The sequence below is a fragment of the Candidatus Brachybacter algidus genome (assembly GCF_016707225.1).
GTDB classification, from domain to species: Bacteria; Bacteroidota; Bacteroidia; order Chitinophagales; family Saprospiraceae; genus Parvibacillus; species Parvibacillus algidus.
In genome coordinates, this window is record NZ_JADJID010000001.1 from 174,022 (window position 1) to 186,948 (window position 12,927).

Genomic DNA, 12,927 nt, shown 5'->3' on the forward strand with positions numbered 1-12,927 from the left:
CATGGGAAATGAATTAGAACCAATTAATACGCATAGTCAGGCAGGTGAACCTGAAGAAGAAGAAATGATAGAGGGAGCTCAGAGTCAGCCACCACAATTCAAGTTGACAGCTAAAATGCATAATACCAATTCTTCTCCTTATGAAAATAGTGGAATAAATGATGTTGGTAATAGATTTGCATTTGGTAAATCAGCAGATTCAATGGATGAGAAAAACATTTCCTGATCAATGAAATGAGCATTGATAGAAGAAAATTAATTATTAAACCAAAACCGGGTAAAAAAAAGGGTCAACCTCTCTTCTTGTCCCGGAAATTGTTATATATCTTTTTTGGAGCAATAGCTTTTTTGGTATTTACATTTATTATTATTAATTTATTCCAAACGAAAGAAGGGTTGACTTCAAATAGTCTTAAAGTCAATAAAACTGAAGATAAGATTAGTGAGGAAACAATAGTCCCTAATGTTTATCAAGTGGATTTGAAGAATTTCATGGTTAAGTTAATTCTATTGGAAGAGAAAATGAAAATCGGAGATATACTCGATTCAGTGCAGATTCATGCAACTAAAAAAGCAGCTATCAAGCGCATTATTGATGAAGACAAAATTTATCCGGATGGAACAAAAGTCCTACTGCTATCCGAAAAGAATTATCCTGATATTCCGGTTTATATAATTATTGAAAGTGATCCAAAAGACTATGAGATTATCTCAATTAAGGAAACAATTCCAAGAATTTCAAAGTATCCGAGGCAATTATCTGTCATATTAAAAAAGAAAAGGATTCTCATTGGTAAAGATGCTATAAAATCTTTCATTGACCAATCGCATGAGGATTTACTCTCGAAGGTAGAAAATGTGCTTGCATGGAAAATCGACATGAATAGAATAGATTCTGGGAACATTATTAAAGTTGCCTATGAAGAGCTTTATTTTAAAAAAGCGTTCATGGGTATAGGTAAATTATTAGCTCTGGAATGGATCCATCGGGATACAATTTTTAAAGCATATCTTATCCCAGGCAAATTTGATGAAACTGGTAAAGAAGTCTATTGTACCGCCGAGGGTTTGCCCTTGAAGGAATCATTCAGAAAATCACCTGTCAACTATGGAAGAATTTCTTCACGGTTCAGCCCACGAAGATTTCATCCTAAACTCAAATATTTCAAAGCACATAAAGGGACAGATTTTGCAGCTCCAGAAGGAAGTCCTCTTTTTGCAATTGGTGATGGAAAAATCACTGTCGCATCGTTCACTTCTAATAACGGAAACTTCATTAAAATTCAACACGATAAGATTTATACTACTCAATATCTTCACTTATCAAAATTTAAAAAAGGTATCCATGCAGGAATGGCTGTAAGGCAAGGGGATGTGATAGGATACGTAGGGCAGACAGGACTGGCCACTGGGCCCCATGTTTGCCTTAGGTTGTGGAAAAATAATGAACAAGTTGATTTTCTGAAAGAAAAGTTTCCTCTTTCAGCTCATATCCAACCATTCGAAATTGAATTATTCAGGAATGTCAGAGAGTATTATTCAAATTATTTACAAAGTTTAAATAATTAAGTTGTGCGATTTACTATAACCATATTATTAGTGCTAATTATTTCTAAGATCCAAGCACAGTTTGATCCGGGGGACTATGCCTGGAAAATATTGAACAACGAAAGAAAGAGTCAAAATATACTCAAATTGGCAGAAATAGTTAATGGTGATCTGATTGGCGTTGGATATTCTACACATCGTTCTGAGGGAAGAAAAGATATTTATTTCACCAAAATTAGTAAAAACGGCCAGATACTCAAGGCTGCTTCTGTAGGTGGAAGAAACGATGAAGAAGCACATTCAGTAGTTTATACACCAACTGGAAGAACTTTGGTTTGTGGATTTTCAGATTCCAAAAATGCAAGGCAAGGAGTAATTTTGGAGATAAATAAGGATTATAGTACGAAGCTTTTTTATCTGGATGAAACTCGAAATAATTCTGAGTATAATGATATTATTTACGATAAGGACGAAAATTTTTATGTATGTGGAACTTCCAGTAAGAAGATGTTTGTGTCTAAGTTTAATGGGGAAGGTAAACTAATCAAAAATTATGAATTCAGTAGTGAAGGAGAATCCAGTGGCAAGGCTTTATGTTACACAAAGGATGGAAATATAGTTGTGACGGGTTCAACCGAAAATAGAAAGGCATTTAATAAGGCAGTTGTATTGATCGTAAAACTTAATTCTGACCTGAAAGAACTAGCTGTTTGGAATTATGGTCAAGATGATTGTTATATCGGAAATGATATAATTGAATTGCCGACAGGTGCGTTTGCTATAGCAGCAACAGGTTTTCGAAATAGAATGAATGCCCCTGCCATAGCTTATCTCTCAGCTAATGGTATTCAATTGTATGGCCAAACATTTGCAACGTTCATTGAAGGAGGAGGAACAGGCTTGGCCATAACGCCATGTGGCGATTTAGTTCTTACTGGCATTGGGTCAGATGTCAGGGGAGCTAAAAGAACTTCCTCATTCGCGGTGAGAGTGAATCCCGGCAATCAGGGATCATTGGTTTGGAGGAAACCTTATTTTTTCGGGGGTGATTTTACAGATGAATGTAATACTGCATATTGTACTTCTGATGGAAATGTTGTCCTCGCAGGTTTCACAAGTAATATTGTTAACCAGGATTATTATTTGTATGCGCTGAAACCTTCTGAAAGGGACATTGAGTCAATGACTATTCTAAAAAAAGTAAAAATTCTTGAAATCTCAAGACCGGATTTATATCGAAATGATGTAGGTAATATCGAAATAACTTTAAAGAATGAATCGGGCCAGGATATAACAAATTTTAAGTTGAAAATTGAAGAATTAAATATCAATAGTCTGAATATTAGAATTCCGGATTTGTTATTAGTTGATAAAATCAAGGAAGGGGAGACAAAGAAAATAAATCTTCCTGTGAGTATTTTTGATAATTATAAGGAGAATGATCTTCAGTTAAAATGTACTGTAGTAAGTGCTAGTAACATTAATTATAGTTCCATGAATATTACCACTCAAATAGTGGGAACAAGAAGTCCCATACTTACATTTGAGGCAAATGAAAATACTGTAGACTTAAAAAATCGTCAAAAAATTAGTATCCCTATTGAAATTAAAAATTTAGGAAACTCAACAGCAACACTTAATAATCTGAATTTTAGTTTTAATGAGAATGTGTATTTGTCAAAAGACTTTGAAGTGCCAACAAATGTCGTATTAAAGAGCGGAGAAGGGCTTAAAATTGTTTTAAATTGTTATGTAGATTCTCTTTTTAGAAATGAATTAATTGTAATTAATATTAAAATTGGTGAAACATCAGGTTTAAGAGTTCAGGATCAGGAAATTAAATATCATAATGTCAGACGATCATTTAGTGTTGTGAATATGAGTGAGCTTATAGATGATTCGAAAGTCGTGACACTGGAACAGAAAGATATTGATATAGTTTTTCCAAATTTGCAATCGATTATTTATTTGACCGATAGAAGATCTTACAAAGTAGATATTCATGGTGTAACAGATCTTCAGTTGCTGACATCAAAATATAGCTTTTTAATAAATGAAAAAAAAATACCTACAGACTCTATAATTACAAATTTGAACGATGGTAATTTTATAATTAATGTACCATTAATTTACGGAAATAATGAATTAGCTTTTCAGGATAATTCAGATAAGTCAATAAAGATCCTTAGTAAGATAAATGTCCAAAAGAGTGATGTCAATTATTACATATATGTAATAGGTACAGATATCAAAGATGAAGAGGGGAATCCGGTATTGAAATTCGGTTTAAAAGATGTCAATGATTTCAACAATAAGATTAAGAGTTTAGGTCTAAACGAAAAAAATAAGGTGAATATAACTTTATATAATACTTACACGACTACTACCGCGGTTAATATAAATGGATTATTCGAGTCGATTTTAAAAAAGAAGAATCAATTTAGGCCCAATGATGTTATCATCATTTATTGGGTAGCGCAGGGTTTTGCCGCAGCAGATGGAAATATCTTGGTCAAAGGCTCTGATCTTTTTAGCGATAAAAAAAGGAAATTTTCTCCTGAATTGTATAGTAATCACCTGACAAAATATTTTATACCTTATTATCTTGACCCACTTCCGTGTAAGAAGATTCTGATGCTGGATATATTCAATAAAGAAGAGCTGACCGATGCTAAAGAAAAAGAAGTACAGGACTATGATTTGGTAGATAAAACGGTGAAAGCTATAAAGACTTTTAATAATTTTGACTATGTACTTTCCGGAGATCTTGGGCAAAAAAGTTATGAATTAGAGAATCTGAAAAATGGCGCTTTTACATATTCTGTATTACAAGCTTTGGAAAACAATAAAGCGGATATCAATAAAGATAATGCCATTGAACTATCAGAATTTTTTGCAAATATATCTGAAACGATTCCTGAATTAATTGTAAAAAATCGCAAAGAAAAGTATTGGAAGCAAAATCCTTTACATCTGAAATCTAAGCCCGAAGAGGATGTGGTGATTTTTTATAGGTGAAAGTGTGATCAGGTGATAGGGTGATCGGGTGATAGGGTGATAGGGTGATCAGGTGATCGGGTGATAGGGTGATAGGGTGATAGGGTGATAGGGTGATCAGGTGATCGGATAAGATATGTTATTTGACGTGATATGTGTTATGTGACGGGTTATGTGTGATAATAAAGTAATAGCAAATATAACACCATTCCAATTTTTAATTTTCAAATATGATAGCGGATAATATTTAATATTGAGCAATAAATAAATAATTATAAATGACAAATGATGTGCGGTAAATTATATATACTAAACGGAAATGGGTCTGACCATTTAATTAATTTCATAACAAACTGCAAATTATTCTTAACCCACTATCAAACAGCAAACTGCAAACCCCAAGCATCTAATAAGCAAATTTAAATAATAGACATTTCTATTTCAAATCAGTATAGTTTAATTGATATCCACATACATCGATAGTAAACGGAACGCCATTCTAATTTCTAATTTCTAACTTCTAATTTTTTTGATAACAAATAACAATTAATCACTTCCCATACTTCTTACAAATCGGACAAAGTTCCTTATCGTGCGGTCTTGCTTTGCAATATTCTCTGCCATAATAAATGATCTGGAGATGTAGCTTATTCCAACTTTCTTCGGGGAATAATTTTTTTAAATCTTTTTCTGTTTGTTCCACCGATTTTCCAGAGGATAACCCCCATCGTTGTGCAAGCCGGTGAATGTGTGTATCTACAGGAAATGCCGGCACTCCAAAACCCTGACTCATCACTACTGACGCAGTTTTATGTCCTACAGCAGGAAGTGATTCAAGTGCTTCAAAACCAAAAGGCACTTCACCATTATATTTTTCTAGGATAATCTGAGAAAGACCATAAATACCTTTTGATTTCATGGGGGATAAGCCACATGGCCTAATGATGTCCTGAATGGCTTCTTGCCCCAACTTGATCATGTCAACAGGGTTGTCAGCCTGTGCGAATAAAATAGGAGTGACCTGATTGACACGAATATCGGTGCATTGTGCTGATAAAAGGACGGCAATTAGAAGCGTATATTTGTCTTTATGGTCAAGCGGAATTGGAACTTCAGGGTAAAATGCCTCCAATATTTGCCTTATATCATTTGCTTTTTGTTGTTTTTTTGAAATTACTTTTGGCATAGCTTACCAATTATAAATTTAACAGAAACTGCATAGTATCCACATTGTCAGCATAGTCCATCAGGCTAGGGTGCTGAGTTTCACCAGGTGAAGTGACTTTTAAATTAGCAAGAGGCCTTTCACTTACAATGCATTGAATGTCATCAAGGGTTTGAGTAAGAGAATCTATTAATGAGTCTTTATAATCATAGAATTCAAAATGAATACAAGAGATCCTGCTGAAAAGCGATTTGTCCTCAATTAAAATAAGGCTATTATCTGTATAGAATGGAATTTTATTGAGCAAGTAAAGGGAAAGGTTGTAGTCAAAATTGTTCTTGTACTTATTGAAATTAATATTGTCTTGTTGGGTTTCCCACACAGCCAGTAGTTTCTTTACATCATATCCAACTGGAAGATATATTTTAGAAACATTTCTGCAACCTAGACCGAAATAAGCATGAATATCATTTCCTATTTTTAAAATAACTTCATCCGATTCTGTCCCATCAAGGACAGCTACACTGGTTCGATTCTTTCTGATGATGTGCGGTACATGTTTAAAATAGTTTTCAAAATAAATAGAAGAATTATTGCTACCCGTTGCTATCACTGCATCATAGTCCTTTAACCTTTCAATAATTTGAGTTTTATTTTCTGATTCCGAGTCGATTTCATTCAATTTATTCATCAAAGCAGGAAACAAGATATTATCTTTATCTGAACATTTTACCAGCGCTATATTTCCTGACATAAAAACAGAAAGCCAGTCAGCGAATCCTACTAAGGGCAAATTACCTGCCATGATCAAACCAATTTTCTTAGGATTTTCTGTAGCATTTAAATTATAATTTCCTATCCAGTTTTCTAATTTTTCAGCATCAAGCATTTCGTTAGTGATGGCTTCGATAGACTGTTCTATATTTTTTCTGATAAACCATGCATTGTGATCGCAGGCATTTTCAATGACACTATTCCAATGATCAGTGTCTTCAAGCAGTGATTTTTTTAAGAAGGATAAAGCGTGTATTTTTTTCAAGTGAGGAGGTTAGAAAGTGAGAATGTTTAAGAGAATAATTTCAACTAACAATTATCTATCATTTATTTGGCCTTTGCGCATATTCTACGATTTTCCGCATACTTACTGCAATGCTCATAAATACTAGGGAGACGAATACAATCACTTTAAGGATCTTTGTATAGTAATCGATCTCGCTCCAGTTGCGACTTGTGATCAACATTCCTATAAGAGTCAATCCGATGGCAGTAATTATTATTCCGAACAAAGTATGATTCCATGCCTGAACAAGTGATTTTGCCAAAAGCATCATGACAGCGCAATAGATACTATATAACAAAATACCGGTGGAGGCAATAATAAAGGTAGTTTGCTCATCTTGCGCATTTATCCAGTAAAAGTTAATTGTCATCACCAGACCAAAAGATATAATAACGACAGCTGACCAAGCTAAAGGATGGTTTTGATTGAACAAATAATCATATACTTTGCGAACCATGCTTTAATTAGGATTTAATTCTATGACATTGCCTATTAGATCATATTCAGTAGCATCTTCGATCAGCACATCAACAAAACCGCCTATAGAGCAATAGTTCGATGAGGCATCGATAATGACTTCATTATCGACTTCTGCAGAATCAAATTCTGTTCTTCCATAGTAGAAACCACTTTCTTTTTTATCGATCAAAACTTTATAAATTTTACCAATTTTGGCATGGTTTAGTTCCAAACTTATCTCCTGCTGGATCTCCATAAGGCGCTGAGCCCTTTCTGCCTTTATTTCATCCGGGATGTTATCTTCTGATAGAAAAGCACTTGTATCCTCTTCATGAGAGTATTGGAAAACACCTAATCTTTCAAATCTCATCTCTTTTACGAAGTCGCAAAGTACTTCAAAATCTTCCTCCGTTTCACCTGGAAATCCGACTAGGAATGTTGTCCTAATTGCTATTCCAGGTACTTTGGCGCGAATGTCATGTATTAATTGCCTTGTTTGAGCAAGAGTGATCTGGCGTTTCATGGCCAATAAAATAGGATCAGCTGCATGTTGCAATGGAATATCCAGGTAATTACAAACTTTTGGTAGTTCCAGCATGGCATCCATTATTTCCATCGGGAATTTGCTTGGATAGGCGTATTGCAGACGAATCCACTCAATGCCATCTATGGAATTTAATGCTCTGAGAAGCTCCGGAAGTGCTCTTTTTTTATAAATGTCAAGACCGTAATAAGTCAATTCCTGGGCAATTAGTATCAATTCTTTGACACCATATTTGGCGAAATTAGTTGCTTCTTTTACAAGATCCTCAATGGTCTTAGATACGTGTCCACCTCTCATGAGTGGAATCGCACAGAAGGAACATGTGCGATTGCATCCTTCAGATATCTTAAGATATGCAAAATGTGAGGGTGTGGTAAGAACCCGTTCGCCAACAAGTTCATATTTATAGTCTGCTTCGAGTGTTTTTAATAATCTTGGCAATTCAAGTGTACCGAAAAAAGCATCCACTTCAGGTATTTCTTCTTCCAGATTGTCTTTATAACGCTGGGATAAACAGCCTGTGACGTATAGTTTTTCTATGCCGCCTTTTGATTTTACTTGTGCATATTTGAGTATGGTATTAATAGATTCCTCCTTGGCAAGGTCGATGAAACCACATGTATTTATGATGACAATACCTGTATCTTTTGCCACTGTATCATGTGCAACTTCATATTCATTACCTTTAAGTTGCGTGATCAGATCTTCAGAATCTACGAGATTCTTAGAACAACCTAGCGTGATGACACTGACTTTATTCGCCTTTAACGTTTTTGTTTTCAATAAGAAATAATTTAAAAAAAAATGAATCGGTAGCTCAAAAAAGAGACTGCCTGAAATATAATTTACCTAATTTCATTGAATCAGTGTAAATTTGAAATGCAAAGATAACGCTTCTTGCAGATGTTGGTTCATCCTGAGGTAAATTGGGATATTATTTGAAATGTTTATCAGAATTGGCAACATGAAGTGTGGTTCTGCGTTCACATATTAATCAAAAAATTTGTTTTATGAGTTTTCGTCCTTTGAATATTTTCACCCTCGTTTTTTTAATCTCTTGCTTCAGTTATAGTGCAAATGCGCAGTTTGGCATATCGATCAAGCACGCTTTTGATTATGAAGACATACCAAGTGCTGTCCCTAATCAAACTAATGAGCGGTCATTACAACACGGTGGTGTAATCGCTATGGATTACCGGGTTAAGATCGTTGACTATGGTGTTAATTTTGGTCCGGAAATTTTTGCCAAAATGATCAGAGCAAAAGGAATTCCTGTAAATGACGTTGGTGGTATCGAACTTGGAAAGGTAAAGGAAATCAGAAGTTTTGGTATAAATATCCCAGTGACCATGTATGTCTTCCATTTCAATCAATGCGATGAATGTCCTAGTTTTAAAAGAAAAAATTTCCTTAAAGATAATTTCTTTATTCAGCCTGTCATAGGATATGAGATACGCAACTGGACAACTGATCCCGGAGCCATCGCTGAAGACATCATTGAACATTTCATCGTTGGTGGAATAGGTGCTGGAGTTAACATTATGGCTGGAAAAATCATAAGAATTGCACCAATAGTTCAGTACAAAAGGAATTTTTCATTAACGGAAAATGCTCTTTACAAGACGAAATTGCAACCTTCTATTTTGGAGGTGGGAGTTAGAGTGGGATGGGGAAGGTGATTTTAAGGAAGAATGAAGAATGAAGAATGAAAAATGTGAGTGGGCGGTAGTTCTTGTTGATTGGGTTTAGCGATTATTTGTTTAGAGAGTTTGATTTTTTTTGGATGGACTGTGAATAATAAATGATATTGTTTGCATTTAATCAAAAATGAGGAAGTCAAAGACTCCCCCTTGGCCCCTCAAAAGGGGGAAATCTGCTCAATAATATTTTTCAGTGTCTCATAATAGTAACAATTAATAATCAACAACTAACAATTAACAATTATTCATGATCAATCTAATAAGTGATACAGTAACGAAGCCAAGCCGTGAAATGCTCGAATATATGATGAGCGCAGAACTTGGAGATGACGTATTTGGGGAAGATCCGACTGTCAATGCGCTTCAGGAAAAAGTGGCTAAGATGTTCGGTATGGAAGACGCATTGTTTTGTCCATCAGGGACAATGACCAATCAGATCGCGATTAAAGTGCATACTAGGCCATTGGACGAAATGATCTGTGATCAATGGTCGCATGTCTATCAATACGAAGTGGGTGGATATGCATTTCATAGCGGCATAGCAGTCAATCCACTCATCGGTAAATATGGTAAAATCACTGCATCACAAATTGAAGAAGCAATAAAGCCGGAAGAGGATTGGTTGCCAAGAACTACTCTAGTAGTTTTAGAAAACTCAACTAATAAAGGAGGAGGCAATTATTATACGCTGGATGAGATAAAGCCAATTCAAGACTTATGTGATGAAAGGGGATTGGCACTGCATCTAGATGGTGCCCGCTTAATGAATGTCCTGGTGGAAACTGGAGAAAGTACACAAGATGTTGGAAGCTATTTTGATTCAATATCGCTTTGCCTTTCTAAAGGCTTGGGTACACCGGGTGGTTCTATATTAATTGGAAGAAAAGATTTTATCAAAGAAGCCAGACGAGTTCGTAAAGTCATGGGTGGCGGTATGCGTCAGACTGGGATTCTTGCAGCAGCAGCAATATATGCATTGGATAATAATATTCAACAATTGAAAGTAGATAATGACAGGGCAAAGATTCTGGGACAATTCCTTGCTAAGCAGTCATTTGTAAAGGAAGTTCTACCGGTCCGGACCAATATTTTGATTTTCGAATTGGCAAATGGAAGGACATCTTCAGATTTCATTACTCAATTGAAATCAAAAGGAATAAATGCGGCACCGTTTGGAGCGCACAGTGTAAGATTTGTGTTGCACAGGGATATTACAGATGGTATGATAGGGGAGGTGATGAACTTAATGAAAGATGAAAAATGAAAGATGAAAAATCAATGATTATCGGATGAACATGCCTACTTTAACTTTTTATAAATATTGCGGTGCTCTGAACCGGAAGGAAGGGTAAATCTTCAGCGCAACGAAATATGTAGATTATTACAATATGCTATGATTAATGATTCGGCATTCTAAATTTCAAATAATTTCACCTCCCGCCATTTCAATAACCCGATCACATCGGTTTGCTAAGAGGGGGTTGTGTGTGACAAGAATAAAAGTGAGGTTGAGATCTGCACGAAATTTAAGAATAAGTTCATGCAATTCATGTGCTGACTTTTCATCCAGATTACCTGTAGGTTCATCAGCGAGGATTAGTTTAGGTTCGTTGATAAGTGCACGTGCGAATGCGATACGTTGCTGTTCACCACCGGATAATTCTTTCGGTTTGTGTGTGAGTCGATGAGAAAGTCCAAGATAGTCGAGTAATTCTTTTGCACGATTTTCAGTAGAGATCTTAGGCTTATTTTGTATGAAGGCAGGAATACACACATTTTCAAGTGCATTAAATTCGGGTAGTAAATGGTGAAACTGGAATATAAACCCCAAAGATTTATTTCTAAAATCTGATAATTTATTACTTGATAATTTGCTCAGGTCTTGACCTTCGAATAATACATTTCCCATATCAGGTTTCTCCAAAGTACCAACTATGTGCAGCAAAGTGCTTTTCCCGGCACCACTTTTTCCAACGATGGCCACCACCTCTCCTTGTTTCACATTGAAAGAGACATCATTCAATACCTGAACGTCACCAAAAGATTTGAATATATTGCTTGCCTGAATCATGATGCCAAAGTAAGGAAAAATTGCAAAAGTGTAATAGTTGAAAGTATTATAGTATTATAGTGGATAGTATTATAGTTTTATAGTGCTGCAGTTAATATTTAGTTTTGAGTAGGTGTTTCAGTTTGTTCTTCAGTTACTTCTTCAGTAGTGGTGGAAACTTCATTTACAAATTCGCCTGCTGCATTGAATGTCAGCATAAAGTCAGGTATTACTATATGGTAACTAATCGCACCAGCAGTATCTTTCAACTTGGATGCTATTTGGATTTTTTCATTGTCATGATTTTTCTTGATATAGTATCCAATACTGAAGGGTAGATCATCTTTGGTGACTTGGATCTCTGAATTAAGGATGCGACCTTTTTCAGTAAAAGTCGCGTTACCTTTTTTCCCAAATACTTCAAATTGGACGACATACTGGCTATCTATAAATTCCCAGCTTTCTTTTTTCGAATTGGGAAAGTGCTTTGTAAGTCCGTTTAATACCTTTGGTGGAACATCTTTTGCCTTGATCTTTTGGCTATACATTTGAGTTGAAGCAATGAAGCATATAATTAACAAAATTATCCGGTGCATAAATTCAATTTTAATTTATTAGAACGATGTAAAACTATGACAATTGTGACTCACATTAAAAATTTTATTTTGCATTGAATAATTATAATGTAAATACATGTTTTATGTATACATATTTAGTATATTTGAATATAAAAATTAATTAATATGAAACACATTAAGCATTTATTAGTTCTTTCACTTATGTTCGTCTCCACCCTTGCTATCAGCCAAAATGGATCAATCTATATTGGTGGAGCTGCAGGGTTCAATGCCCATAGTGTAAAAGACTCTGATACCAAAAGTTCGGATTGGACTTTTTCTCCTGAAGTGGGTACGTGGTTGTCTGATAACTTACAGGTCGGTATCGGGCTGAAATTGAGTGGTACAAAGGATGATTATAAATCAGGTCTTAATTATACTGTAACATCTTCAAGGACAGGTGCAACTTTGTATGGTAGATATTTTTTCAAACCAGGTGCTCCTTTTAGACCTTTCATCGGGTTAAATATTGATGCACTCCCGGGTAAGGTCAAAACAGATTTTACAGGTGGCACTGGTACTGATTCTGTAACGAAAACTTTTGATTTCGGGGTAAATTTAAATGCGGGCTTTGGATATGCTATCTCTCCAAAATGGATGGTAGTAGGTTCTTTTGCCGCTTTAGGATTTAACTCACATTCTGTGAAAGCAGATGGTGCTTCAGAAAAATCTGTTTCTTCAGATTTCGGCTTGAATATAAATACTCTGGGTAATAGATTTACGATCGGCTTTTATTATACTCTTTGAAAATAAGTGATAAGTGATAAGTGATAAGTGGTGAGAAATC

General features: G+C 35.1%; 12 protein-coding genes. 6 read left to right on the forward strand and 6 right to left on the reverse strand.

Features of this window, described 5'->3' with window-relative positions:
- Position 1: 1 nt before the first annotated feature.
- The 3 genes from IPI15_RS00680 to IPI15_RS00690 are packed head-to-tail and all read left to right on the forward strand — an operon-like array spanning position 2 to position 4,566.
- The gene (locus tag IPI15_RS00680; protein ID WP_287402467.1) at positions 2 to 226 is read left to right on the forward strand and encodes a hypothetical protein; all 225 of its coding nucleotides are present in this window, start codon (positions 2 to 4) and stop codon (positions 224 to 226) included.
- 8 nt (positions 227 to 234) lie between these two features.
- Positions 235 to 1,569, forward strand: a complete 1,335-nt coding sequence (locus tag IPI15_RS00685; RefSeq protein WP_287402468.1) for a M23 family metallopeptidase — start codon at positions 235 to 237, stop codon at positions 1,567 to 1,569.
- Between the two features lie 3 nt (positions 1,570 to 1,572).
- Positions 1,573 to 4,566, forward strand: a complete 2,994-nt coding sequence (locus tag IPI15_RS00690) for a hypothetical protein (protein WP_287402469.1) — start codon at positions 1,573 to 1,575, stop codon at positions 4,564 to 4,566.
- A gap of 529 nt (positions 4,567 to 5,095) precedes the next feature.
- On the opposite strand, the gene nth is transcribed toward IPI15_RS00690, so the two are convergent.
- Genes nth through rimO form a run of 4 tightly spaced genes read right to left on the reverse strand, consistent with a single transcriptional unit; the run spans position 5,096 to position 8,556 of the window.
- Positions 5,096 to 5,731, reverse strand: a complete 636-nt coding sequence (nth, locus tag IPI15_RS00695) for an endonuclease III (protein ID WP_287402470.1) — start codon at positions 5,729 to 5,731, stop codon at positions 5,096 to 5,098.
- Between the two features lie 10 nt (positions 5,732 to 5,741).
- The gene (locus tag IPI15_RS00700; protein ID WP_287402471.1) at positions 5,742 to 6,749 is read right to left on the reverse strand and encodes an acyl-CoA reductase; all 1,008 of its coding nucleotides are present in this window, start codon (positions 6,747 to 6,749) and stop codon (positions 5,742 to 5,744) included.
- A gap of 58 nt (positions 6,750 to 6,807) precedes the next feature.
- A complete protein-coding gene (locus IPI15_RS00705; protein ID WP_287402473.1) occupies positions 6,808 to 7,227 on the reverse strand; it encodes a hypothetical protein in 420 nt (139 codons plus the stop codon).
- Positions 7,228 to 7,230: 3 nt separating this feature from the next.
- The gene (gene rimO, locus IPI15_RS00710) at positions 7,231 to 8,556 is read right to left on the reverse strand and encodes a 30S ribosomal protein S12 methylthiotransferase RimO (protein ID WP_287418800.1); all 1,326 of its coding nucleotides are present in this window, start codon (positions 8,554 to 8,556) and stop codon (positions 7,231 to 7,233) included.
- Positions 8,557 to 8,783: 227 nt separating this feature from the next.
- Between rimO and IPI15_RS00715 the strand changes: the two genes are divergently transcribed.
- Together IPI15_RS00715 and IPI15_RS00720 are read left to right on the forward strand one after the other, a co-directional pair.
- A complete protein-coding gene (locus IPI15_RS00715) occupies positions 8,784 to 9,452 on the forward strand; it encodes a hypothetical protein (RefSeq protein ID WP_287418802.1) in 669 nt (222 codons plus the stop codon).
- A 268-nt stretch (positions 9,453 to 9,720) separates the two neighbouring features.
- A complete protein-coding gene (locus IPI15_RS00720; protein WP_287418804.1) occupies positions 9,721 to 10,737 on the forward strand; it encodes a threonine aldolase family protein in 1,017 nt (338 codons plus the stop codon).
- Positions 10,738 to 10,893: 156 nt separating this feature from the next.
- Here IPI15_RS00720 and IPI15_RS00725 read toward each other — a convergent pair whose 3' ends face one another.
- Positions 10,894 to 11,544, reverse strand: coding sequence for an ABC transporter ATP-binding protein (locus tag IPI15_RS00725; protein ID WP_287418806.1), 651 nt, complete (start codon positions 11,542 to 11,544; stop codon positions 10,894 to 10,896).
- Positions 11,545 to 11,642: 98 nt separating this feature from the next.
- Positions 11,643 to 12,119: a hypothetical protein gene (locus IPI15_RS00730; RefSeq protein WP_287402483.1), complete on the reverse strand. Its 477-nt coding sequence runs from the start codon at positions 12,117 to 12,119 to the stop codon at positions 11,643 to 11,645.
- A gap of 147 nt (positions 12,120 to 12,266) precedes the next feature.
- On the opposite strand from IPI15_RS00730, the gene IPI15_RS00735 reads away from it, so the two are divergent.
- Positions 12,267 to 12,887, forward strand: a complete 621-nt coding sequence (locus IPI15_RS00735) for an outer membrane beta-barrel protein (RefSeq protein ID WP_287402485.1) — start codon at positions 12,267 to 12,269, stop codon at positions 12,885 to 12,887.
- Positions 12,888 to 12,927: the final 40 nt, after the last annotated feature.